Source organism: Myroides sp. LJL119 (genome assembly GCF_054871605.1).
Genome location: NZ_JBTXLO010000010.1, coordinates 35,200 through 59,620 on the forward strand (window position 1 = coordinate 35,200; position 24,421 = coordinate 59,620).

The following is a 24,421-nucleotide window of genomic DNA, read 5'->3' on the forward strand; positions in this document are numbered from 1 at the left end:
TAATAAATATCAACTATCGAGTAAAATGGAAAGACAAATTAAATTGATTTGGGATTTTCAAGGTCCTAATGCCCAGAGAACAGCAGAACATCATGTTATTCATTTACGTGAATATACAATCTTAGAAAAACTCCCAATTACCATTATAGAAACCCAAGAATTAAGCCCTACTCACCATATAGCCTATATGGTAGTGAATGATCAACAAATGCGCGAGATACGAGATACTTTAAAACCACATCGCGGCGAATTATATCAACAATAAGTTAAGACATAAAAAAATCCCGTAATCATTTAATTACGGGATTTTACTTTTTTAATTTGCTTCCTTGCTTATAAATTGAATTCGCATTAAGCGTAATTCTTCTGTATCATAATCACCATCGAACTCCTCCATAGCTATCTTTATATTATCGGTTTCTGAATCCATAAAGTAGTCATAAATTTCTTCTTGATTATCTTCATCTAAAATTTCGTCCAACCAATAATCAATATTTAACTTCGTACCTGAGTAAACAATTTGCTCCATTTCTTTAATCAGAGCATCCATGTCTAATCCCTTTGCACTAGCAATATCGGTTAGAGCAAGTTTTCTATCTACACTTTGAATGATATATAATTTAAGGGCTGAATTTGCTCCGGTAGACTTTACTACCAAATCATCAGGACGAATAATATCATTATCTTGTACATATGAATTTATAACATCTACAAACTCTTTTCCGTATTTCTTAGCCTTTCCTTCACTTACGCCAATAATATTGGCCATTTCCTCTAAATTAATAGGATACTTAAGTCCCATCTCTTCTAAAGAAGGATCTTGAAAAACTACAAAAGGTGGTACGCCATATTTTTTGGCAACTTTCTTACGTAAATCTTTGAGTATCCTAATTAAAACCTCATCGGCTACAGCACTAGATTTATTTACAGAAAGATCTAAATCATTTTCATTATCTGAATAAACATGATCCTCTGTCATCATAAAAGACTCTGGTGCATCTAAATAGGCAAGACCTTTTTGAGTAAGTTTTAAAATACCATAGGTTTCAATATCTTTATTTAACAAACCAGCTACTAGCATTTGTCGTATCAAAGCCATCCAGTACTTCTCGTCTTTATCTTTACCTATTGCAAAATATGGTTGCGTATCGGTTTTATTAGCTTTTAAAAGAGCATTAACTTTCCCGATTAAAGTAAAAACTATTTGCTTTGTTTTATAAACTTGTTTAGTATCTCTGATTACTTGCAAAACTTTAATTGCATTATCTTTAGCTTCAATCTTGGTTTTTGGGTTACGCACATTATCATCCATGGTTGCACCTTCTCCATTTACCTCATCGAAATACTCTCCAAAATAATGTAATAAAAATTTCCTACGTGAAATCGAAGTTTCGGCATACCCGACAACCTCTTGCAATAAAGCATAACCAATCTCTTGTTCAGCAATTGGTTTACCAGACATGAATTTTTCTAATTTCTCTATATCTTTATATGCATAGTAAGCCAAGCAATACCCCTCACCACCGTCTCTACCAGCACGTCCTGTCTCTTGATAATAACTCTCTAGTGATTTTGGTATATCATGATGAATAACATAACGTACATCTGGTTTATCTATACCCATACCAAAGGCAATTGTAGCTACAACAACATCAACCTCTTCCATCAAAAACATATCTTGATGCTTAGCTCTTGTTTTAGCATCTAAACCTGCATGATATGGTACAGCACTAATTCCATTTACTTGCAAAACGTGAGCAATCTCCTCAACCTTTTTACGACTCAAACAGTAAATAACGCCACTTTTTCCTGAGCGCTGTTTTATAAAACGGATAATGTCTGTCTCTACATTCTTTGTTTTAGGTCTAATTTCATAAAATAAATTAGGTCTATTAAAAGAAGCTTTAAACACATTTGCATCTGGAATCTCTAAATTCTTCAGTATATCCTCTTGCACTTTAGGAGTCGCTGTGGCAGTTAATCCAATAATAGGAATATCTCCAAGTTGGCGGATAATATTTCTTAAATTTCTGTATTCTGGTCGAAAGTCATGTCCCCACTCTGAGATGCAATGCGCCTCATCAATTGCAACAAATGACAACTTTTCTCCTTGTAAAAAGCTTACATATTCCTCTTTAGTTAAGGATTCTGGAGCTACATACAGTAATTTAGTAACACCGTTTTTTATGTCTTCCTTTACCTGGTTAATCTCAGATTTAGTCAAAGAAGAATTTAAAACATGCGCTACTCCATGTTCACTCGATAAACTACGAATAGCATCTACTTGATTCTTCATCAAGGCAATTAAAGGGGATACAACAATAGCAGTACCTTCCAAAACTAAAGCAGGTAATTGATAGCATAGAGACTTTCCTCCACCCGTTGGCATAATCACAAAGGTATTATCTCCAGCTATAATGCTTTTGACAACATCCTCTTGAAGTCCTTTGAACTGAGAAAAGCCAAAATATCTCTTTAACTCCTTGTACAAGTCAATTTCAGTTGATTTCATTATTTTTGTATGGTATTTTACATAAATTTGCAGTACCTAAAGGTACAAAATTTCTTTAGTTCAATCCTAATATTTAACATACACTAATTTTGGATACTACAACAACTATATTAAACACGGCAAAACAGACATTATTATCTGAAAGCGAAAGTGTTAAAAATCTAATTAATTACCTTACTGAGGATTTTGCTGATGCAGTAAAAACAATATTAAACTGTAAAGGAAGGGTAATTGTAACAGGAATAGGCAAAAGTGCTCTTATAGGAGCGAAAATAGTTGCTACTTTTAACTCTACAGGTACTCCTGCCATTTATATGCATGCTGCTGAAGCGGTACATGGCGATTTAGGGATTTTACAGCCTGAGGATTGCGTAATCTGTATATCCAATAGTGGAAATAGCCCAGAAATTAAAGTTTTAACCCCCTTATTAACCAGACAAGGAAACAAACTGATAGCAATTACAGCCAATGAAAACTCGTCTTTAGCTAAAGGGTCCGACTATGTATTATTGTCCAAAGTAGAATTAGAGGCGGATCCAAATAACCTAGCTCCAATGAATAGTACAACAGCTCAATTAGTTTTAGGGGATGCACTTGCAGCATGTTTAATTCAAATCCGTAACTTTACCCCTGCAGATTTTGCGATGTATCACCCTGGAGGAGCTCTTGGTAAAAAGCTTTTATTAAAAGTTAAAGACATTTTAAAAAGTCAGAACAAACCTCAGGTTTCATCCCAGGCCAACATTAAAGATGTTATTGTAGAGATTTCTGCCAAACGCCTTGGGGTTACTGCTGTTGTAGACAACCAGGTATTAACAGGAATTATTACAGATGGTGACTTACGTCGAATGTTAGAAAACAACGATACATTACAAGGGTTTAAAGCAAGTGACATTATGACTAAAGAACCCAAAACAATCGACGCAAACAAACATGTATCACAAGCCTTATCAATACTAGAGGACAATTCCATCACGCAATTACTTGTTACTGAACACGGTAAATATGTTGGAATTATTCACCTACATGATATATTAAAAGAAGGAATTGTTTAAATTATGACAACAAAAAAACAAAAAACAAATAAAGGCAATATGTCTTTTCTGGATCACTTAGAAGAATTAAGATGGCTTCTGGTAAGATCCTCTATGTTTATATTAGGAGGAGGTGTAGTAGCATTTATTTTTAGTGATTTTATATTTAATAAGATAATATTCGCTCCGAAAGACCCACAATTTATCACCTATCGTATTTTTTGTCAAATAGCACAAAAATTTAATTTTGAAGATAGTTTTTGTGGTAAAGAATTACCTTTTGAAATTCAAAACAGAACAATGGATGGTCAGTTCTCGGTAATTATCTGGACTTGTATTACGGCTGGTTTTATTATCGCGGTACCTTTTATCTTAATGGAAATATGGAAATTTATTAGTCCGGCTTTATACAGTAACGAAAAAAAATATGCTAGATTATTTATTGTAGTTTCTTCTTTCTTATTCTTTTTAGGCGTTTTATTTGGTTATTATCTTATTACTCCTTTATCTATCAACTTTTTATCAAACATCCAAGTTAGTGATATTGTAAAAAACCAAATTGATATCAATTCCTATATTAGTCTTGTAAAAACTACTTCTGTAGCATGTGGCTTGGTTTTTGAGCTTCCTATAATTATATATTTTCTCTCCACCTTAGGTCTTGTTACTCCAGAATTCTTAAGAGAGTATAGAAAATACGCCATTGTTTTAATTTTAATAATTTCAGCAATTATTACTCCTCCCGATGTGGTGAGCCAAATAATAGTGGCAATTCCTTTACTTATTTTATATGAAGTTAGTATTTATATTTCTAAATTCGTACAATATAAATCAAACCGCAAAAATGCTACTGGTTTAACTAAACAAAAATAACAATGAAATTAAGAGCGGATAATATTGTAAAAATCTATAAGAAAAGAAAAGTTGTAAAAGGCGTTTCTGTAGAAGTAAATCAGGGAGAAATTGTAGGTCTACTTGGTCCAAATGGAGCTGGAAAAACAACTTCATTTTACATGATTGTAGGCTTAGTAAAACCAAATAGTGGAAGTATTTACTTAGATAATACAAATATTACAGACTTCCCAATGTATAAAAGAGCGCAACATGGGATTGGCTACTTAGCCCAAGAGGCCTCGGTGTTTCGAAAACTAAGTATAGAGGACAATATCTTAAGTGTATTACAACTCACAAAATTATCTAAACAAGAACAGATATTAAAAATGGAGTCTTTGATAGAGGAATTTAGCTTAGAACACATCAGAACCAATAGAGGGGATTTACTCTCTGGTGGTGAAAGAAGACGTACGGAAATTGCTAGAGCCCTAGCCACCGATCCTAAATTCATTTTGTTAGATGAACCTTTTGCAGGTGTAGACCCTGTAGCTGTTGAGGACATTCAAAGAATTGTAGCTCAATTAAAGAATAAAAACATTGGAATTTTAATTACCGACCATAACGTTCAGGAAACTTTAGCCATTACTGATAAAACCTACTTAATGTTTGAAGGTGGTATTTTAAAAGCAGGTGTTCCTGAAGAATTAGTAGAAGATGAAATGGTTAGAAGAGTTTATTTAGGTCAAAATTTCGAATTAAGAAAAAAGAAATTACATTTTTAAATAACTCGTATTTTTTATTATTAAACTAAAGAGTAAGGTAACGAAAAATAATTTAGTTATTCGTAAGTTATAAACGCGATTTAAATAAAGGTAATGGCTATAATGATGTTTAAATCATAGGAATCCAAAAACCGTACACTAAATAAATCCTTTATTTAACTTTAAATTTTCTAATTCTTTTTTTTGACAACCTTAAAATTTTATATTTGCACAAAAACTAATGAAAAACAAATCCCTTTTTAAAATTTTATCCGCAATATTTTGCGTTGCTTTAATGGCTTCCTGTGCCCCTAAAGAAACGTTCGTTTACTATCAAGATATCGACACTGTACTTTTAGAAAACGCTTCCAATACAAATTTCCAAACTAGATTACAACCCGATGATCTACTAATGATTGTTGTTTCAGCCCAGGATCCAGAGGCTGCAATTGCATTTAACTTAATGAATACAATGACTGCTAATCCAAGTTCGCCAGAATCAGCAGGACAAATGAAACAACAATTATATCTTATTGACAACCAAGGAAATATAGAGTTTCCTGTGCTTGGAACAATAAAACTTGGAGGTTTAACTCGCAAAGAAGCTATCGAATACTTAGATCAAGAAATAAGCCAATATATAAACAAACCAATAATTAATTTACGTATTGTGAACTTTAAAGTAACAGTACAAGGAGAGGTAAATAAACCTGGAGTGCATACCATTTCAAGTGAGAGACTAACATTGATGGAAGCCATTTCACTATCTGGGGATATGACCATTTATGGAAAAAGAGATAATGTTTTGATCATCCGTGAGATTGATGGTCATAAAATACCTATCCGTGTTGATATGACAAAAGCAGATTTCATTACATCACCGTATTACTATTTAAATCAAAATGATATTGTTTATGTAGAGCCAAATAAAACAAAAATTAACTCATCGGTTGTGGGACCTAACTTAACGGTGGGAATCTCTGCTTTGTCTTTACTTGTTACAATTATAGCATTATCTGTTAAATAAGAATTATGGAAAACAATTTTGATAATAATGATAACACGAACATAAATATTCGTGAAGAAGTTGAAAAATATATTGTTCATTGGCGTTGGTTTTTAGTTAGTATTTTTGTTGCATTACTATTGGCCGTAGCTTATTTAAAACTTACTCAAAAAACTTACAAAATCAATACAACCATCATTGTTAAAGATGAAAAACGAGGCGGAGGTATTGCTTCAGAGGTAGCTGCATTTGCCGATTTAGGAATGCTTTCTGGAGGTAAAAGTAACGTTGAGAATGAGACTCAAATATTAAAATCACGTAATTTAACCGAACGTGTAATTCGTCGATTACAACTAAACATTGACTATATATACAAGGGAAAACTAGTTACCAAAGAGCTTTATGATGACTCTCCGATTAGTTTTAATTTTGTAGAACGCGTTTTTGATTTTGATCAAATAAAATATTCTTTCTATGTAAAAAACATTACTGACGAGTCCTTTGATTTATATAGTGAAAAAGAAGAATTATTAGGTAATTACACTTACAATACTCCTTTTTCAACTGTATTAGGAGAGTTAATTGTTACTAAAAATGAACCTAAAAGAATACCAACTCTTGATTCATTAAAGTCAGCAGAGGAATTAGAAGCTAAAGAAAATATTACCGATATCTTGGTTGAAATCAAACCAATACAATCCGTAGTTGATAACTACCTAAAAGCAGTCCAAATTACACCCACGGACAAATTTTCGACCGTGTTAGATTTGTCCTTAATTGACCCTACTCCATCTAAAGCTATTGATTATTTAAATACATTAGTTAATCTATATAATGATGCTGCGATTGCTGATAAACGTTTTGTTTCAGAAAAAACATCTGAATTCATTGATACAAGATTAAAGCTAATCACAGAGGAGTTAGGTGATGTTGAAAAGTCTGTTGAGGGGTATAAGGCTGTTAACAGTATAACGGATATTCCTACAGAATTAGGATTAATATTAGAGAATGCAAATGCATATGAAAAGCAAATCATTGCAAATGAAACGGAGTTAAAGGTCGTATCCTCAATGATAGACTTTTTAATAAAAAGTCAACCTAATGAGTTAATTCCTGGTAATATTATTCAATCCGATGCCAATTCTAATAGCTTAATAAATCAATACAACCAATTGATTTTAGATCGTAATCGCATTAGCTCTAGTTCAACACAAAAGAACCCAGCTGTAATAAAACTTGATGCTCAGATTGCCTCGATGAAAGCCTCTGTAATGGAGAGTTTAAAAACGCTGGAAAGCAGTCTAAAAATTACACAACGAGAATTAAATAATAAAGAACAAGATTTACGTTCCAAATTAGCACAAGTTCCTAGACAAGAAAGAGAATTTCGAATAATAGATAGACAACAAAAGGTAAAAGAGGCTATCTACCTGTACTTATTTCAAAAAAGAGAGGAAACTGCAATTGCTTTGGCAGCCACAGATTTAAATGCCAAGGTTATAGACAATGCTAAGAGTTCAGATAAGCCTGTTTCACCAAAAAGCATGATTGTTCTTCTTGCAGCCTGTATATTAGGTGTATTATTCCCTTTCACTGTTATTTACCTTAGAAGTCTTTTGGATACTAAGATAAAGAGTCGTTTAGATATTGAACAAAATTCTAATGTCCCATTTATAGGGGATATTCCACACTCAGATGATAACAGTAAAATTATTGATATCACAAGTAGAACCAGTACATCAGAGGCTTTACGTATTATTCGTACAAACTTAGAGTTTATGCTAGGTAGGGTACCACAAGGTAGAGCTAAAATGATATTTTTAACCTCTACTTTCCCAAAAGAAGGAAAAACCTTTACCTCTGTTAACACAGCAGCTACCATTGCTCTTTCAGGTAAGAAAACCTTACTTATAGGATTAGATTTGAGAAATCCAAGATTAGATGACTATATGTTATTACCTTCTAAAGGAGTTTCAGACTACCTATTACATAAAGAAAATGATATACATAAATACATCGTTAAGATTGATGGTTATGAAAATCTCTTTGCCTTACCTGCTGGTACTATACCACCAAATCCCGCAGAGCTACTTATGGGAGATGCCATTGGAGAGATGTTCAAGAGTCTAGAAAAAGATTTTGATTATATTATTGTGGATACCGCACCTGTTAGTTTAGTTACCGACACACTATTGGTGGCTAAATATGCAGATACTTTTATCTATGTATGCCGAGCAAACTATTTAGATAAGCGTATGCTCAAATTACCAAATGATCTTTATAAAGAAAATAAATTACCAAACATGTCAATTCTTTTAAATGACACACTTTCTAGCAAACGCTTTGGAGGATATGGTTATGGATATGGATACGGATATGGAGTTGAACACGATCAGCTCAATACCAAGAAGCCTTGGTATAAAAAAATATTCAATAAGTAAAATAAACTTATAAAACCAACAAATAGGTGTTAGTATAATTATACTAACACCTATTTGTTTTTCCCTAAGTTTGAATAATAAGTCTTTCAAAGCAATAAAGTCAAACACTAGTAAAAAAGAAAAACTTTTCAAGAAATACTTTTCACGAAAAAGTTACAGATAAAACAATTCCGGCAAGCTAACAGGAATCAAAAGAAATCTAAACTGGTATTTATGACTATTTTGATAAAATATTAAACATAAAAATACAAAATAGAGAATATAGCCACTTGACATTACAAAATTGATAATTCTCTTATACAAACTAGTATAACTACTGCACTTTACCTAAGTATTTAGTATATTTGTCTTATTCTTTTTAAAAAAGAAAACCAAAAAAGTTCAATCGAAAATTGTTATTATTTAAATCTATAAAAGATGACTCAAAAATCTAAAATCCTTTACACATTAACCGACGAGGCGCCAATGTTGGCTACTTATTCGTTTTTACCAATTGTCCAGGCTTTTGCTAAAACGGCAGCAATTCAAGTAGAGACTCGCGATATTTCATTAGCAGGACGTATCTTAGCAAACTTTCCAGAATATTTAAAAGAAGACCAAAAAATTGGTGATGCTTTAACAGAATTAGGAGAACTGGCAAAAACACCTGAAGCCAATATAATTAAATTACCAAATATCTCTGCATCATTACCTCAATTAAATGCTGCTATTAAAGAATTGCAAGCACATGGCTATGCTGTTCCGGATTATCCGGCCGAACCAAAAGATCAAAAAGAACAAGAAATTAAAGCTACGTATGCTAAAGTTTTAGGTTCTGCGGTTAACCCTGTCTTACGTGAAGGAAATTCAGATAGACGTGCACCAAAGGCAGTAAAGAATTACGCAAAGAAACACCCACATTCAATGGGAGCTTGGTCGAAAGATTCGAAAACTAGAGTTGCATCAATGCAAGATGGAGATTTCTTTGCGACAGAAAAGTCTGTAACCATTGAAAAAGCTTGCCAATTTAAAATTGAATTTGTTGCTAAAGATGGTAATGTAACATTACTAAAAGATTTTGCTCCACTATTAGCTGGAGAGATTGTTGACTCATCTGTTATAAATTTAAACAAACTAAAAGCATTTGTTGCTGCTTGTAAACAAGAGGCAAAAGATAAAGGAATCTTATTCTCTACACATTTAAAAGCAACAATGATGAAGGTTTCTGACCCTGTTATCTTTGGAGCTGTAGTTCAGGTATATTTCCAAGAGGTATATGATAAATATGCAGAGTTATTTGCAGAGTTAGGAATAACGCCAAATAACGGTTTAGGAGATTTATACGCAAAAATTAAAGGACATGCAAAAGAAGCTGAAATTATTGCTTTAATAGACCAAACGATTGCCAATGGTCCAGATATTGCAATGGTTAACTCTGATAAAGGAATAACAAACCTACATGTACCTTCAGATGTAATTGTAGATGCTTCCATGCCAGCAATGATCAGAACTTCGGGGCAAATGTGGAATAAACACGGTCAACTTCAAGATACTTTAGCTATTATACCAGATCGTAGCTACGCGGGGGTTTACCAAACTGTAATTGAAGACTGTAAAGCAAACGGTGCTTTTGACCCACAGACTATGGGTTCGGTACCAAACGTTGGATTAATGGCTCAAAAAGCAGAAGAATATGGTTCTCATGACAAAACTTTCCAAGCCAAACAAGATGGAAAAATACAAGTAATTGATCAAGATGGAAATCTAATTTTTGATCAAGAAGTTGAAAAAGGTGACATCTTTAGAATGTGTCAAGCCAAAGATGCACCAATTCAAGATTGGGTTAAACTTGCAGTAAATCGTGCTAGACTTTCAGATACTCCTGCAATATTTTGGTTAGATCAAAATAGAGCTCATGACCAACAAATAATCAAAAAGGTTAATACCTACTTAAAAGATCACGACACAACAGGATTAGATATTCAAATATTAAGCCCTATAGAGGCTACCAAGGTTTCTATTGAAAGAATTCGCAAGGGATTAGATACAATTTCAGTTACAGGAAACGTATTACGTGACTATCTAACTGATCTATTCCCTATTTTAGAACTTGGTACTTCTGCAAAAATGTTATCTATTGTACCTTTAATGAATGGTGGAGGTTTATTTGAAACTGGTGCTGGGGGATCAGCTCCTAAACATATTGAACAATTCATTGATCAAGGGTACTTACGTTGGGACTCTTTAGGGGAATTCCTAGCATTAGGAGCTTCATTTGAACACTTAAGTCAAACCCAAAATAATCCAAAAGCGCTAGTTTTAGCGGAAACATTAGACGAGGCTACAGCTAAATTTTTAGATAATGATAAATCGCCTGCACGTAAAATAGGTTCAATTGATAACAGAGGATCACATTTTTACCTTGCTTTATACTGGGCACAAGCTTTAGCCAATCAGGATAAAGATCAAGATTTAAAAAACATCTTTATTCCAGTTGCTAAATCCATGGAGCAAGAGCAAGAAAAGATTAATCAAGAATTAATTCAAGCTCAAGGTAATCCACAAAAAATAGATGGTTACTATCAGCCAAATACGGTTGCTACCTCTAAAGCTATGCGTCCAAGCTCAACTTTAAATAATATTATTGACTCTATAGCTTAATTTCAAAGCAATAAGTAAAATTCAATAAAATAAAAAAGGAACTATTTTTTCAATAGTTCCTTTTTGCTATCTGAATTTTTAAATTTATCTTCAAAACCTCTATTCCAATTGTGTATCTATAGTCCTAATAAGGCTTTTGCGTGACCTAAAGCGGAGCTAGTTAATTCTTTACCTGACAACATTTCTGCTATCTCGTTTATTCTATCTTGGGTAGCTAATTTAACTAATTGAGAAGTAGTGGTTTTCTCATCCGAAGTCTTAAAAACCTTATAATGTTGATTACCCTTAGCGGCTATTTGAGGTAGATGTGTAATAGCAAAAACTTGCATATGCTTACTCATATCGCTCATTATCTCTCCCATCTTATCGGCAACTTCACCAGAAACTCCTGTATCTATTTCATCAAAAATAATAGTAGGTAAGCTTGAATATTTAGCCAACGTAGCTTTAATAGCCAACATAATACGAGACATTTCACCACCAGAAGCAACTTTTTTCAATAAACCGAAATCCATTCCCTTATTGGCAGAAAATAATAGTTGTATTTGATCTTGACCATTAAATAAATAACCCGAACTTTTTGAAAACTCAAATTGAAAACGGGAATTAGGCATTCCTACCAATTTTAAAACCTCTAAAATTTGGTTCTCTAATTCAGGAACAGACTTTTTCCTATTTAAAGATAATTCATTTGAAAGCTCCTTAAGGACCTTATCTAAATGATTCACTTGCTTTTGTAACTGATCTATTTTCAATTCTAAATCATCAACTAAAAAAGCCTTATTATTTAACTGTTCTTGAATTTCTATTAATTCTGGAACCGAATTTACTTGATGTTTTTTCAAAAGTCCATACAATAGTTGTAAGCGTGCTTGAATAATCTCAATCCTTTGCGGGTCTGGAATAACATTATCAAGAGAGTTATCAATTTCGTTAGCAATATCAAGCACCTCTATCTCCACACTGTTTAATCGATTATATAAATCTTCAAACTCCAAAGACACATTGGCTATCTTAGCCATTGTATTTTTAAGATCCTTTAAAGTAGCAATTACACCTATCTGTTCTTGATTTAAAATCTGCACACTATGGTTGAAAGTATCCAAAATAAACTCAACGTTACTTAGTTTTTCAAACTCTTGCTCTAATTCTATTTGATTTAGATGTGCCAAGTCAGCTTGTTCTAACTCCTCTAATAAAAAATTATTATAATCTTGTTCTTTTATAAGTTCAGCTCGTTGGTTAGTATAAGTTGTTAACAAAGCCAAAGCTTTCTTATAAGCTTTTAATTGCTCTTGATACTTCTCTAATATGTTATCATTATTAGCAACGGCATCAAGGATATGAATTTGATAAGCTTGTTCTTGTAACTCTCCGGTTTGTGCCTGCGAATGAATATCTATTAAGACTTTACTTAATTCTTGAAGTTCACTTAAATTTACAGGACTATCATTCACAAAAGCACGCGATTTTCCAGAAGGTAGAATCTCTCTTCGAATGATCGTTATATGCTCATAGTCTATATCTAATATCTCAAATAAATTCTCTAATTTATAACCTTGAATATTAAAATGTCCTTCAATAATGCATTTTTCTTGCTTATCTTTCAAAGAACCCAAATCTGCGCGTTTACCTTGTAAAAGACCTAAGGCCCCAAGTAATATACTTTTCCCTGCACCGGTTTCCCCAGTTATAATAGAGAATCCTTCAGAAAAATCTATTTCTAAAGAATCTATTAGAGCAAAATTTTTTATTGTAAGTAATGTTAACATAATGGCTTAATTAAAAGGCTACAAGCTACTCCATTTACTAGCATTTAATGGAAAAAGGCGATTCAACAAAGTAATGACATTTTTCTTGTTAGCATCTGGTATACCTGCATACAAATTTACGATTTCATTTGTTTTTGTGTCAAAGAAAACACGCATTAAAAAAGAATTCCCCCGAGCTGAGTTCACTTTATCAAGCTCCAAAAAACTTTCATAAAGTCCTTGTTTTGCTCTTTGTTGATCCACTGCCATATAATCTAATCCCAAGCGGTGATACATATAAATAGCTTTTATATAATCACTAAAAGTATTAGAAGCTAAATCTGCAGCCAATGCATATCTAGTGTTGTTACCATCAGATGGCTTCCATCCACGAAAATTTGATTGCTGCGCAGTATTGGCAATATTTAAGGCATTTTGAATATAGGCATTACCTTGATCTAAAGCGAATGTATCGGCATCAAGACCAATTAACAGGTTTGCATAAAAGGCTATTAAATTAGTTAAGTTTGAATCAGCCGAATTGGGATTAAAAATCAAACTCTCGAATTCAATGTAGCTAAATGTTACATCTCTGTCATTAAAGTTTAAAACTGGCGTGGAATAAGTTGAATTATATACTGGCCTGGTTGATTGCACTTGAAGACTTCCTGAAATAACATTATTATTAACACTACTAACACTTAGAATAAAAACGCAGTCAATTTTTTCCAATGCAGAATATTTCGTGGTCCCCCAACTAGTATTGTTAATAAATTCGCGCAAAGATTTTTCTAAAGTCTTAAAATAAGACTCTTGATTATTTCCTAACTGACTATAATTAATACTAACTGCAGCATTTAATTCCTGTGCATGCAGCCTAGAAAAGGGTAATAGTAAAATTATAAGCCATATTAGTTTACGCATAATGATCTATTATTTTTTGAACAATATCTTGGGCTACATTTTCTTTGGATTTTAATGCCATAGGTTGTATAGAAAAATCTTTATCTATAAAGGTAACTTTATTTGTGGGTTTACCAAAACCTGCTCCTTTATCATTTAAAGAGTTTAAAACGATTAAATCTAGATTTTTCTTAACAATTTTATTTTTCGCATTTTGGATTTCGTTTTGCGTCTCTAAGGCAAAACCCACAACATATTGCTTAGTTTTAATATTACCTAAACTCGCTAAGATATCAGGATTCTTTTCCATCTCTATGGTAAAGTCTGCATCATTTTTTTTAATTTTTTCCTTAGCAATATACTTTGGACGATAATCTGCTACTGCAGCAGCGGCAATTAAACAGTCTACCTCGCAGAAATACCTATGACAAGTATCATACATTTCTTGGGCACTAGTAACACGAATAACTTTCACGTTTTTATGTTCTATAACCTGATTACTTGGTCCACTCACCAAAATAACCTCAGCACCTTTTTTTACTAACTCCCTAGCAATATCGAATCCCATCTTCCCCGAAGAATGATTACCAATAAACCTAACAGGATCAATTGCCTCATAGGTTGGACCAGCTGTTACTAAAAAACGTTTTCCTTGTAATGTAATATCTACCTTTTGCTTATCAACAATATAAGAAATAATATTATCAAGCTCCGCCATTCGACCTTGTCCTATTAAACCACTAGCTAACTCACCATATTCGGCAGCAATAATGTGATTCCCATAGGATTCTAATTGTTCTAAATTTTTATTAGTTGACGGATGGATATACATATCCAAGTCCATAGCTGGCGCTATATACACTGGACATTTAGCCGATAAGTAAGTGGCCATAAGTAAATTATCGCATAACCCATTAACCATCTTGGCTAAAGTGTTAGCTGTAGCTGGAGCTACGATCATCAAATCAGCCCAAAGTGCCAAATCCACATGATTATTCCATGTGCCTCCTTGATCTGCTGCATTAAAAAACTGACTTAACGCAGGTCTTTTTGATAAAGTAGATAAGGTATATGGAGTAACAAATTGATGAGAAGCAGGTGTCATGATTACTTGAACCTCGGCACCTGCTTTTATAAGTAAACGAACTAAGTTTGCCGTCTTATAAGCGGCAATTCCACCAGTTACACCCAGTATTATTTTTTTTCCGCTTAACTCTGACATTAGCTTAGTTTAAATTATTTTACAACTTCTTTAAACGTTACCCTTCCCTCTAACCACTCCTCTAGAGCTAAAGCATGACTTTTAGGTAACTTTTCATAAAACTTTGAAACTTCGATTTGCTCTTTATTTTCAAAAACTTCATCTAAGCTATCATTATAAGTTGCGAACTCTTCAAGCTTCTCTATCAACTCATTTTTTATCTCTGTGTTGATCTGACTTGCTCTCTTAGCTATTATTGTAATAGCCTCATAAATATTCCCTGCAGGCTCTTCAATCTGGCTCTTATTGTAAGTAATAGTATTTACAGGAGCATTTGTTTTCTTTAAATCCATCTTTCGCTTAAATTATTTTGAAAATTTCTCTAATTCATTATTAATATCCTCGATCATCCCTTGAGCTTTAGCTTTGTATTTACCATCTGGCTCAAAGCGAACCAAAGTCTCGTACATTACCTTTGCTGTTTTTAAACGCTCTTCCAACTTATGATCCACACTATTCATAGCTAATTTATAGGCGGAATCAAACTTATAATACAAGGCGTCTTCCTTATACTTTGTTCCTGGATAATCATAAATAAAGTTATCTAATGCTATAATAGCTGCATTATAATTACGTGTCCATTCTCCAATGGTATTCAAATGCTTTGCATTCTCGAAAGCCTTTTGTTCAAGCTTTTGATTTAGCTCTGACATCATAGTATTTGCTTCAAAAACGTAATCAGAAGTAGGGTATAGATCGATAAACTTTTGCAGCTTAGCAATTACTTCATAAGTTTCATATTGATCCAAAGAATATACCGCTGATAAATGCTCACCACTTTTAATTTCTTTTAACAATGCTTCTTCTTTAAACTCACTTCTTGGATAAGTCGCTGCAAAATTACGAAATCTAGGACCTGCCGTTTCATAATCCTTTGTTTGATAAGTTGCCTCTGCAAAATTGTAAAACATCTGTTCTGCATCAGGTCTACCTCGCATAGGAGTTTCTAATTGCTCATATAAACGAATAGCACGTCTATACTTCTTTTGTTCATAGAAGTCATTTGCTACTTCTTTTTTTAATTCCATATCTTGTGATTTCAATGCTTTTTGCAAAGGACTACATCCTGCAAGAGCTAGCACTAAAAAAGATAAGCCGATATATCTTCTCATATAATTTATATTGTTAAACAAAAGTGTCCAGTATATTCTTGGTTAAGCAAGTGCAAATTTAGTTATATAATTGCATTATACAAAAACCTTTTTCATTAAAACCAAAAGATACTATGTTTTTAAGCTAGATTTGTTAACTTACTGCTTACGAACTCAATAAAGCTCATTTTATAGGAATGGATTTTTCATTGAACTAGCAATACAAATAACTAAAAAACTCTTTTATTTAAAATGTTTCTAAAAAAAATAGTTCTTGATTAAAAAAATTAAACAAGACCTTGTAACTCCCCAGCAATACGAGAAGCTAAATCAGTATTTATATTTACTAATGGTAATCTTACACTTTGTGTTGAAATACCTTCTAACTGTAAAATATGCTTAATTCCTGCTGGATTACCCTGTTCAAAAATCATATCTATTATTGGCATCAACTTGTAATGTAAAGTGTAAGCTTGATTTACTTTTCTATCTAAGCCTAAACGAATCATATCACTAAATAAAGCAGGTACGCCTTGTCCAATCACAGAAATAACTCCAGAACCTCCAGCTAAAGTAATTGGCAGAGCTAGGGCATCATCCCCAGAAATAATAAGGAAATCTTCCCTTGGATTTTGTCTTATTAATTCCATAGCCTGTACAATATTACCAGCAGCTTCTTTAATAGCTACAATATTGGCGAAATCTTTAGCTAGACGAATCACCGTCTCTGGCAGCATATTACTTCCTGTTCTACCCGGTACATTATATAAAATAATAGGTAAAGGACTATGTAATGCAATTTGTTTAAAATGTTGGTAGATTCCCTCTTGTGTTGGTCGATTATAATACGGACTAACAGATAAAATGGCCTGAAAGCCATTATAATCACCTTGCTTTAATTCCTGCAAAACTTCTTGGGTATTATTTCCCCCTACACCAAGAACCAAAGGTAATCGCCCATTATTGGCCTTTATAACAACCTGTTTAACTAACTCCTTTTCTTGGCTGGACAAAGTTGCTGATTCAGCCGTTGTACCTAAAACAACTAAGTACTCCACTTTTCCTTTAATGGCAAATTCTACTAAATTTTCTAAAGCATCTACATCGATACTCAGGTCTGTTTTAAAAGGTGTTACTAAAGCAACACCAGTTCCAATTAATGATTGCATAACTTATTTGGTTATTGTTTTTTGGTTATTGGTTTTTTTATCATTCTCACTAAAAATCGCTAAATAATTAAAAAGCAAGTCAACAAACTCCTTACCTTGTAAGTGATTTAACTTAATATCAAAGTGATTTAAAGACTCCTGTTCATAAAAAAGTCCTGTTTTACACTTAGCTTTCGAACAAGCAGTTGCCCATTGTAAAGCAATAGAGTTTTTTTCATATAAACTGACTAATAAATCAAAAGGTTTATTAATAAATTCTAATACTTGGCTTTCCAAGCAATGTCCCATCGAATTAAAAGACTTTAAACTATAAAATTTATAACTCTTGTTCTGAACACTAGCCTTATTATCGTTTAATATTAGAAACTCCATATTGCTTTTTAAAATCCCATGCTTCTCTAGCGCATTAGATATCATTTGGATTTGGTTATCTTCCTGCAATTCTAAAAAGTACTCCCACTGTACTAATTCTATAGGAAAAGTTACCAGGTACCGGATTTAATTGCTTATTTTTAATTGCCTTACGCAACTGCCTCCTCTTCCAAGCATTACTCAACATACTTAACTCATTTTTGTAAAAATACAGAAAATCAAATACGCTTAAAGTATTTTAACAAGGCTTTTCATTTTACAAGTTCTATAAAATCCTGCTCACTTAAGATCTTTATACCAAGTTTAGTGGCTTTCTCCAATTTAGCAGGTCCCATTTTATCACCTGCTACAACATAATCTGTTTTTGAGGAAATTGAACTTCCGTTCTTACCTCCATGATCTTCAATACACTTTTTAATTTGATCTCTTGTCATTTGAGAAAAAACTCCGGAAACAACAACGGTTTTACCAAGTAATTTATCAGATAACAGCTCTGTTTGACTTTCTTGTAAAACAAATTGTACTCCATACTGTTTTAAACGAGAGATTATTTGTTTATTAACATCACTACTAAAAAAATCTATAACACTTTGAGCAATGCGTTCACCTATTTCATCAACTTGTATTAACTCAACAAAACCAGCCTGTGCTAAATCGTCTATATTCTTATAATGAAGAGCTAACTTTTTTGCAACCGTCTCACCTACATAACGAATTCCTAGACCATATAGTACACGCTCAAAAGGAATTTGTTTTGAGTTTTGAATTCCTTGAATTAAATTATCAGCTGATTTTTGAGCCATTCGTTCAAGTGGAAGAACTTGCTCTAATGTCAGATCGTATAAATCTGCATAATTAGTAATCAGACCGCTTTTACATAACAAGCTAACAGTTTCCTCACCTAACCCTTGGATATCTAATGCTTTTCTAGAAATATAATGCTGAATACGTCCGGCAATCTGTGGTAGACATCCATATGTATTAGGACAATAGTGTTGAGCCTCTCCAGGAGTTCTTTTTAATTCAGTACCACATTCTGGACAATTTTTTATATATACAGTTTTAATGGAATCTACTGGTCGGTGTTGTAAATCCACCCCTACAATCTTGGGTATTATTTCTCCTCCCTTTTCAACAAATACTTTATCGTTGACCCTAATATCTAACTTTGCAATTTGATCGGCATTATGTAAAGAAGCGCGTTTTACAATAGTTCCAGCTAATTGAACCGGCTCCAGATTTGCCACCGGAGTTATAGCACCTGTTCTACCTACCTGATAGGTGATTTGCTCTAAGGTAGTTACCACTTGCTCTGCCTTAAACTTATATGCGATAGCCCAGCGTGGTGACTTAGCAGTAAAACCTAACTCTTCTTGCTCTTGAATAGAGTTTACTTTCACAACAACTCCATCGGTCTCATAAGCTAGCGTGGAACGGTGAATATCCCAATATGCAATAAAATCTAGAACTTCCTGCATACTGTAAGCCACCTTTGATATTTCAGGTACTTTAAACCCCCATTCTCTAGCTTTTTGTAAAGATTCAAATTGACTTTGAATTGGTAATGAATTACCCACCACATTATACAACAGACAATCCAACGGTCGTTTAGCTACCTCGCCACTATCTTGCAGCTTTAAACTTCCCGAGGCCGTGTTCCTAGGATTTGAAAATGGAGTCTCTCCAATTTGAATTAACTCTTGATTCATCTTTTCAAATCCTGCTAAAGGCAAAACTATTTCGCCACGAATATCAAACAAACTAGGATAGTCACCCTTTAGGCGAATTGGAACGGATTTAATAGTGCGAATATTAGCTGTCACATCATCTCCTTGTACCCCGTCTCCTCTTGTTACTGCACGTAATAATTCACCATTTTGATAGGTGATACTAATAGAGGCACCATCATATTTTAACTCACAAGTATAAGATTCTGGTATATGACCTAAGGCTTTCTCTAGTCTATTTTGCCAATCTAAAAGATCCTCAGTCGAGTAAGAATTATCCAATGAATACATACGATGATCATGGACTACGGTGCTAAAGTTTTTGGTAATCTGCCCCCCCACGCGTTGTGTAGGAGAATTTATATCAAAACATTCGGGGTGAGCCTTCTCTAAGGCCTCTAACTCCTTTAGCTTTTGATCAAACTCAAAATCACTAATTGATGGAGAATCCAAGACATAATAATTATAATTATGCTGATTTAATTCCTTTCGAAGAGAATCTATGCGGTTTACTTGATTCATAATTTTACCCAGATTATAATTTCAACAATTCTTTAAATTGCTTGTATAATGCTCCATCACTTAAGATAGCTCCTTGTTGGATAATTTCGAAAATTTCCTCCTTCTTTTTATCACTCAATGGTTTGCTACCATATTTCACCTCCACCTCATCGGTAAAAACAGCATCACTCAACCACTGAAGTCCTTCTTTTGAAAGAAAATCAATATCTTGCTGAAGACTTTTAATCACAATAGAGTGAATACCAGTAGAATCAATACCAAATAAAAATATATGATTCTTCGAATAATGTTCAAGAAACTCTGCCTTTTGCAACACTTCGTCCCAAACTAAATCTGAAAACAAATCTAATTGTTGCTCTACTAATTCTGGGGAATTAGTCTTCATATCATCCCATTGCCCCTTATCTATTTGTTGGCTGGCCAAGAAATTAATAAAATCTCCATGCATTTCTTCCAACTGTTCCTTTGTTAAACGGGTATATTTCATAAAATCTTACTTTTAAAAATCAAAAATACTAATTCTAATATAGAATCCCTAGTATCAAAACATAGATTACAAATCTATCTAAACACTTTTTAATCTAACTTAATTAAATAAAAAAAGCCCTCAAAATTGAGGGCTTTTTAAATTATATAATCTCTAGATTATTCTTGCTCAGGAATAACTTCGTATTCCACTTCGATAATCACATCACGGTGTAAACGAACACTAGCAGTATATCTACCAATACGTTTGATTACTCCAGAGGTAATAAACTTTTTATCAACTGTTTGCCCTTCTTTAGCGAAAGCCTCAGCTAAATCTTGGTTAGTAACTGATCCGAATAATTTCTCTCCACCAGCCTTAACACTAATTTTAATATCTAAAGCCTGTAATGCAGTTGCAATTTCTTTTGCATCAGCAATTAACTTAGCCTCTTTGTGTGCTCTTTGTTTTAAGTTCTCAGCTAATACTTTCTTAGCAGAAGGAGTAGCTAAAACTGCAAGTCCTTGAGGAATTAAATAGTTACGTCCGTATCCTGGCTTAACATTTACGATATCGTCTTTAAATCCTAACTTTTGTACGTCTTGTTTTAAAATAAGTTCCATAGTTTCTGCTTCTTTTTTATTTTAATAAATCAGCCACATATGGCATTAATGCTAAATGACGAGCTCTTTTAACAGCTACAGAAACTTTTCTTTGGAATTTCAAAGAAGTTCCTGTTAAACGGCGTGGTAAAATTTTACCTTGCTCGTTTACGAATTTCAATAAGAAATCAGCATCTTTATAATCGATATACTTGATTCCTGATTTTTTGAAACGACAATACTTTTTAGTTTTGTTTGTTTCTATATTTAAAGGCGTAAGATATCTAATATCCCCGTCTTTTTTACCTTTTGCAGATTGCTCAATACTAGACATAATAATTAAGCTTTTTTAGATTTTAATTTCTCTCTTCTTCTCTCAGCCCAAGCGATTGCATCTTTATCTAAACTCACAGTTAAAAAGCGCATAACTCTCTCGTCACGTCTAAACTCAGTCTCTAAATTGATAATAGCATCTCCAGGTGCTTTGTACTCAAATAAGTGATAAAATCCACTTTTCTTGTGTTGGATTTCGTACGCTAATTTTTTAAGCCCCCAATCCTCTTTAGCTACCATCTCAGCCCCTTTTGAAGTAAGAAATTCTTCAAATTTCGTTACTGTTTCCTTTACCTGTGCTTCAGATAAAACGGGATTCAAGATGAAAACAGTTTCATAATGATTCATAAATACAAAAAATTAATTTGTTATAAAATTGGCTGCAAAAATACATCTTATATCCATACCAAACAAGCTAAATATTATTTTATTTTGAATTAAAACCTATTTATTCACAACTATCTGATTAGTAAAAATCAACATTAACTACTAGCCTAATAGATCTATAGGATCCAATAGCTTCAAAACTTTTTAACACTTTTGCTATGGTCAACTTGGTGTTAATTAAAGATCTCTCTTGAGGTATTTTAATTAAAATTATTCGCAGATATTGATTTCTTATCCGATTAATACTTGGTTCCTCAGGACCAAGAACTGGTATACCTAATTCTTGTTTTAAACAATTATATAACCAAATAGAAGCTTGTTTTAACTTTTCAAATTCTTTGTGCTTCAAAGTTATTTTCACAAGTCTATAAAATGGAGGATACTTAAAATTATAACGATCATACATTTGTTCTTTAAACATCCCTTGATAATCATAATTGGTAACTTGCTGTATTATATTATGATTTGGATTATAGGTCTGAATAACAACTTTTCCCTTTTTTTGTCCTCTCCCAGCTCTTCCACTAATTTGCACCATCATTTGATAGGCTCTTTCAAAAGCTCTAAAATCTGGATGATATAGACTATTATCGGCATTTAATATCCCTACTAAATTAACATTACTAAAATCAAATCCTTTTGCAAGCATTTGAGTCCCTACCAAAATATCAATATGTTTATTTTGAAAATCCTCTACTATCTTTTGATAACTATATTTTCCTCGAGTAGTATCTTGATCCATTCGAGAAATTGTCTTATCTGGAAATATCTCCATTAATTCTAATTGAACCTGTTCGGTTCCAAATCCTTTTGTGTTTAAATCCACACTGTGACATCTCACACACTGTTTTGGCATAGCCAAACTATAACCACAATAATGACATCTTAGCTCTGATTTGTGCTTATGATAAGTTAAACTTACATCGCAATAAGGACACTCGGGAACATTACCACAAGTCATACACTCAACAACAGGAGAGAAACCTCGTCTGTTTTGGTAAATAATTACTTGCTCTCCTAAAGATAATGCTAGACTAATTTCATGCAGCAGCAAATTAGAAAAGTGTCCAGTCATTTGTTTTCTCTTATAGTGATCTTTTAAATCCACTAACACAATCTCTGGTAAAACAATATTGTTATAACGCTTATCCAAGTTCACCAAACCATACTTATCTTGAGTCGCATTGTAATATGATTCCAAACTAGGGGTAGCCGAACCTAAAAGTACTTTTGCCTTAAATTGTGTAGCTAAAACAATTGCACAATCTCTGGCTTGATAGCGAGGAGCTGGATCCATTTGCTTATAACTCACCTCCTGTTCTTCATCCACTATTATTAATTGTAAATTATCAAAAGGTAAAAATATTCCTAACCGAGTAGCAATAATAATTTTAGCTTTTTTCGAACCATTTAATACCTGATTCCATGTTTCTAATCTTTCATTAGCTGAATATTTAGAGTTATAAACAGCTACTTGATTGCCAAAATATTGGGTTAGACGAATTACCAACTGAGTAGTGAGCCCGATATCCGGTACCAAAAAGAGAATTTGTCCTTGTTCGCTTAAACGCTCTTCTATTAATTTAATATAGACCTCAGTCTTACCTGAGGCAGTCACACCATGCAATAAGGTAACTGATTTTTTTAAAAAACTCTTTTTTATTTGCTCTAAGGCAATGTCTTGATTCTCACTTAAAACTACTTTATGATTAACGGCATGATCAAAAATAACTCGATCTTGATCTACAAACAATTCTTGTAGAATTTCCTTATCTAAAAGTCCCTTCAATACAGCAGAAGACACTTGAGCTTCTTGTAAGAGTTTTTTAGCTTGTACAGGGTTTTTTCCAGAGCCGTAAAGCTTTAAAAAACAGAGCATTAAATTCTTTTGTTTAGGTGCATTTTTCACAACATCTAAAATCTCACTCAAGGCATACTCATGCTTATATTTTTCATCCAAATCAATAAACTTCACTTGTTTGGGCTTATACTTATCTATCAGCTCTTCTTGTATAGTTACAATTCCTTTTTCTAAAAGCGAGTTAATAATTGGAAATACTTTCTTTTTTCCTAGTATAGAAATTATTTCTTGAATTTTTAATATCGGTTGGCTTTGTAAAGCCTCGTATATCAAATATTGTGAATCATCTAACTCATTTGGATCGATCTGATTATCTGCATTATACTGCACTAAAGTTTCGCTCTCTAGAAGCAAATTACTAGGCATTGCACCTTTATATACCTCACCTATTGTACACATATAATAAGCGCTAATCCACATCCAGAGATCAATTTGATTTTGTGTAACAATGGGTTTTAAGTCAATTATTTCATAAATTTGCTTTGCTTGATAAACCTCAGGTATACGATGGTGTTTTTCTGTAACAATAGCGGTATAAACTTTTGTTTTACCGAAAGGAACAGCAACTCGCATTCCTACTTGTAGAAATTCAAATTCGCTTTGACTAACCAAATAAGTGAATGTAGGTTCTACGGCAACAGGCACAATCACCTGAACAAAATAATACATACTGGCATTTTTAATTAGCAACAAATATAACAATCCAAAAATAAAAAAACACTTACCCTATTAACCGGGAAGTGCTTTT

The 24,421-nt window shown here is 33.0% G+C and carries 22 protein-coding genes; 7 read left to right on the forward strand and 15 right to left on the reverse strand.

All coding sequences use genetic code 11. From position 1 onward, the window contains the following. The first annotated feature begins 25 nt into the window (after positions 1-25). Positions 26-265, forward strand: coding sequence for a hypothetical protein (locus tag ACYSNV_RS10630; RefSeq protein ID WP_461762542.1), 240 nt, complete (start codon positions 26-28; stop codon positions 263-265). A gap of 51 nt (positions 266-316) precedes the next feature. Here ACYSNV_RS10630 and ACYSNV_RS10635 read toward each other — a convergent pair whose 3' ends face one another. Next, entirely contained in the window at positions 317-2,512 is a 2,196-nt protein-coding gene (locus ACYSNV_RS10635; protein ID WP_461762543.1) for a RecQ family ATP-dependent DNA helicase, read from the reverse strand. A gap of 89 nt (positions 2,513-2,601) precedes the next feature. Between ACYSNV_RS10635 and ACYSNV_RS10640 the strand changes: the two genes are divergently transcribed. From ACYSNV_RS10640 to ACYSNV_RS10665, 6 genes are all read left to right on the forward strand, one after another. Beyond that, the gene (locus ACYSNV_RS10640; protein ID WP_461762544.1) at positions 2,602-3,567 is read left to right on the forward strand and encodes a KpsF/GutQ family sugar-phosphate isomerase; all 966 of its coding nucleotides are present in this window, start codon (positions 2,602-2,604) and stop codon (positions 3,565-3,567) included. 39 nt (positions 3,568-3,606) lie between these two features. After that, positions 3,607-4,419 (forward strand): twin-arginine translocase subunit TatC, encoded by an 813-nt coding sequence (gene tatC, locus ACYSNV_RS10645; protein WP_461762622.1) that lies wholly within the window; start codon positions 3,607-3,609, stop codon positions 4,417-4,419. A 2-nt stretch (positions 4,420-4,421) separates the two neighbouring features. Further along, a complete protein-coding gene (gene lptB, locus ACYSNV_RS10650) occupies positions 4,422-5,162 on the forward strand; it encodes an LPS export ABC transporter ATP-binding protein (RefSeq protein ID WP_461762545.1) in 741 nt (246 codons plus the stop codon). Between the two features lie 220 nt (positions 5,163-5,382). Then, positions 5,383-6,168 (forward strand): polysaccharide biosynthesis/export family protein, encoded by a 786-nt coding sequence (locus ACYSNV_RS10655; RefSeq protein WP_461762546.1) that lies wholly within the window; start codon positions 5,383-5,385, stop codon positions 6,166-6,168. Between the two features lie 5 nt (positions 6,169-6,173). Beyond that, entirely contained in the window at positions 6,174-8,588 is a 2,415-nt protein-coding gene (locus tag ACYSNV_RS10660; RefSeq protein ID WP_461762547.1) for a GumC family protein, read from the forward strand. A 417-nt stretch (positions 8,589-9,005) separates the two neighbouring features. Further along, positions 9,006-11,228: an NADP-dependent isocitrate dehydrogenase gene (locus ACYSNV_RS10665; protein WP_461762548.1), complete on the forward strand. Its 2,223-nt coding sequence runs from the start codon at positions 9,006-9,008 to the stop codon at positions 11,226-11,228. Positions 11,229-11,344: 116 nt separating this feature from the next. Here the strand turns inward: ACYSNV_RS10665 and recN are convergent, their stop codons facing one another. The 14 genes from recN to priA all read right to left on the reverse strand — a co-directional run bounded on the left by recN (position 11,345) and on the right by priA (position 24,342). After that, positions 11,345-13,000, reverse strand: a complete 1,656-nt coding sequence (recN, locus tag ACYSNV_RS10670) for a DNA repair protein RecN (RefSeq protein WP_461762549.1) — start codon at positions 12,998-13,000, stop codon at positions 11,345-11,347. 18 nt (positions 13,001-13,018) lie between these two features. Further along, positions 13,019-13,903 (reverse strand): type IX secretion system protein PorD, encoded by an 885-nt coding sequence (porD, locus tag ACYSNV_RS10675; RefSeq protein ID WP_461762550.1) that lies wholly within the window; start codon positions 13,901-13,903, stop codon positions 13,019-13,021. Next, positions 13,896-15,104 carry a bifunctional phosphopantothenoylcysteine decarboxylase/phosphopantothenate--cysteine ligase CoaBC gene (gene coaBC / locus ACYSNV_RS10680; protein ID WP_461762551.1) on the reverse strand — a complete coding sequence of 403 codons (1,209 nt, stop codon included), beginning with the start codon at positions 15,102-15,104 and terminating at the stop codon, positions 13,896-13,898. Before coaBC ends, porD begins: the two co-directional genes overlap by 8 nt. Positions 15,105-15,118: 14 nt before the next feature. After that, positions 15,119-15,436, reverse strand: coding sequence for a DNA-directed RNA polymerase subunit omega (locus ACYSNV_RS10685; RefSeq protein ID WP_461762552.1), 318 nt, complete (start codon positions 15,434-15,436; stop codon positions 15,119-15,121). Between the two features lie 12 nt (positions 15,437-15,448). Next, a complete protein-coding gene (locus ACYSNV_RS10690) occupies positions 15,449-16,255 on the reverse strand; it encodes an outer membrane protein assembly factor BamD (RefSeq protein ID WP_461762553.1) in 807 nt (268 codons plus the stop codon). 266 nt (positions 16,256-16,521) lie between these two features. After that, entirely contained in the window at positions 16,522-17,403 is an 882-nt protein-coding gene (gene dapA, locus ACYSNV_RS10695) for a 4-hydroxy-tetrahydrodipicolinate synthase (protein ID WP_461762554.1), read from the reverse strand. 3 nt (positions 17,404-17,406) lie between these two features. Continuing rightward, complete coding sequence (locus ACYSNV_RS10700; protein ID WP_461762555.1) at positions 17,407-17,820, reverse strand: DUF6913 domain-containing protein; 414 nt, start codon at positions 17,818-17,820, stop codon at positions 17,407-17,409. A 10-nt stretch (positions 17,821-17,830) separates the two neighbouring features. Beyond that, entirely contained in the window at positions 17,831-17,962 is a 132-nt protein-coding gene (locus ACYSNV_RS10705; protein WP_461762556.1) for a hypothetical protein, read from the reverse strand. A gap of 64 nt (positions 17,963-18,026) precedes the next feature. Beyond that, a complete protein-coding gene (gene ligA / locus ACYSNV_RS10710) occupies positions 18,027-20,024 on the reverse strand; it encodes an NAD-dependent DNA ligase LigA (protein ID WP_461762557.1) in 1,998 nt (665 codons plus the stop codon). A gap of 13 nt (positions 20,025-20,037) precedes the next feature. Continuing rightward, positions 20,038-20,511, reverse strand: a complete 474-nt coding sequence (locus ACYSNV_RS10715; protein WP_461762558.1) for a DUF6495 family protein — start codon at positions 20,509-20,511, stop codon at positions 20,038-20,040. Positions 20,512-20,669: 158 nt separating this feature from the next. Next, a complete protein-coding gene (gene rplI, locus ACYSNV_RS10720) occupies positions 20,670-21,113 on the reverse strand; it encodes a 50S ribosomal protein L9 (RefSeq protein WP_461762559.1) in 444 nt (147 codons plus the stop codon). 16 nt (positions 21,114-21,129) lie between these two features. Continuing rightward, a complete protein-coding gene (rpsR, locus tag ACYSNV_RS10725) occupies positions 21,130-21,426 on the reverse strand; it encodes a 30S ribosomal protein S18 (RefSeq protein ID WP_155092406.1) in 297 nt (98 codons plus the stop codon). 5 nt (positions 21,427-21,431) lie between these two features. Beyond that, positions 21,432-21,773, reverse strand: coding sequence for a 30S ribosomal protein S6 (gene rpsF, locus ACYSNV_RS10730; protein WP_461762560.1), 342 nt, complete (start codon positions 21,771-21,773; stop codon positions 21,432-21,434). Positions 21,774-21,891: 118 nt separating this feature from the next. Beyond that, positions 21,892-24,342 (reverse strand): replication restart helicase PriA, encoded by a 2,451-nt coding sequence (priA, locus tag ACYSNV_RS10735; RefSeq protein ID WP_461762561.1) that lies wholly within the window; start codon positions 24,340-24,342, stop codon positions 21,892-21,894. Between the last annotated feature and the right edge of the window lie 79 nt (positions 24,343-24,421).

Excerpts from the sequence above, each read along its gene's own strand:
- ACYSNV_RS10630 (WP_461762542.1), top strand. The coding sequence starts at position 26 with ATGGAAAGACAAATTAAATTGATTTGGGATTTTCAAGGTCCTAATGCC.
- ACYSNV_RS10635 (WP_461762543.1), bottom strand. The coding sequence starts at position 2,512 with ATGAAATCAACTGAAATTGACTTGTACAAGGAGTTAAAGAGATATTTT.
- tatC (WP_461762622.1), top strand. The coding sequence starts at position 3,607 with ATGTCTTTTCTGGATCACTTAGAAGAATTAAGATGGCTTCTGGTAAGA.
- lptB (WP_461762545.1), top strand. The coding sequence starts at position 4,422 with ATGAAATTAAGAGCGGATAATATTGTAAAAATCTATAAGAAAAGAAAA.
- ACYSNV_RS10655 (WP_461762546.1), top strand. The coding sequence starts at position 5,383 with ATGAAAAACAAATCCCTTTTTAAAATTTTATCCGCAATATTTTGCGTT.
- ACYSNV_RS10660 (WP_461762547.1), top strand. The coding sequence starts at position 6,174 with ATGGAAAACAATTTTGATAATAATGATAACACGAACATAAATATTCGT.
- ACYSNV_RS10665 (WP_461762548.1), top strand. The coding sequence starts at position 9,006 with ATGACTCAAAAATCTAAAATCCTTTACACATTAACCGACGAGGCGCCA.
- recN (WP_461762549.1), bottom strand. The coding sequence starts at position 13,000 with ATGTTAACATTACTTACAATAAAAAATTTTGCTCTAATAGATTCTTTA.
- porD (WP_461762550.1), bottom strand. The coding sequence starts at position 13,903 with ATGCGTAAACTAATATGGCTTATAATTTTACTATTACCCTTTTCTAGG.
- coaBC (WP_461762551.1), bottom strand. The coding sequence starts at position 15,104 with ATGTCAGAGTTAAGCGGAAAAAAAATAATACTGGGTGTAACTGGTGGA.
- ACYSNV_RS10685 (WP_461762552.1), bottom strand. The coding sequence starts at position 15,436 with ATGGATTTAAAGAAAACAAATGCTCCTGTAAATACTATTACTTACAAT.
- ACYSNV_RS10690 (WP_461762553.1), bottom strand. The coding sequence starts at position 16,255 with ATGAGAAGATATATCGGCTTATCTTTTTTAGTGCTAGCTCTTGCAGGA.
- dapA (WP_461762554.1), bottom strand. The coding sequence starts at position 17,403 with ATGCAATCATTAATTGGAACTGGTGTTGCTTTAGTAACACCTTTTAAA.
- ACYSNV_RS10700 (WP_461762555.1), bottom strand. The coding sequence starts at position 17,820 with ATGATATCTAATGCGCTAGAGAAGCATGGGATTTTAAAAAGCAATATG.
- ACYSNV_RS10705 (WP_461762556.1), bottom strand. The coding sequence starts at position 17,962 with ATGTTGAGTAATGCTTGGAAGAGGAGGCAGTTGCGTAAGGCAATTAAA.
- ligA (WP_461762557.1), bottom strand. The coding sequence starts at position 20,024 with ATGAATCAAGTAAACCGCATAGATTCTCTTCGAAAGGAATTAAATCAG.
- ACYSNV_RS10715 (WP_461762558.1), bottom strand. The coding sequence starts at position 20,511 with ATGAAATATACCCGTTTAACAAAGGAACAGTTGGAAGAAATGCATGGA.
- rplI (WP_461762559.1), bottom strand. The coding sequence starts at position 21,113 with ATGGAACTTATTTTAAAACAAGACGTACAAAAGTTAGGATTTAAAGAC.
- rpsR (WP_155092406.1), bottom strand. The coding sequence starts at position 21,426 with ATGTCTAGTATTGAGCAATCTGCAAAAGGTAAAAAAGACGGGGATATT.
- rpsF (WP_461762560.1), bottom strand. The coding sequence starts at position 21,773 with ATGAATCATTATGAAACTGTTTTCATCTTGAATCCCGTTTTATCTGAA.
- priA (WP_461762561.1), bottom strand. The coding sequence starts at position 24,342 with ATGTATTATTTTGTTCAGGTGATTGTGCCTGTTGCCGTAGAACCTACA.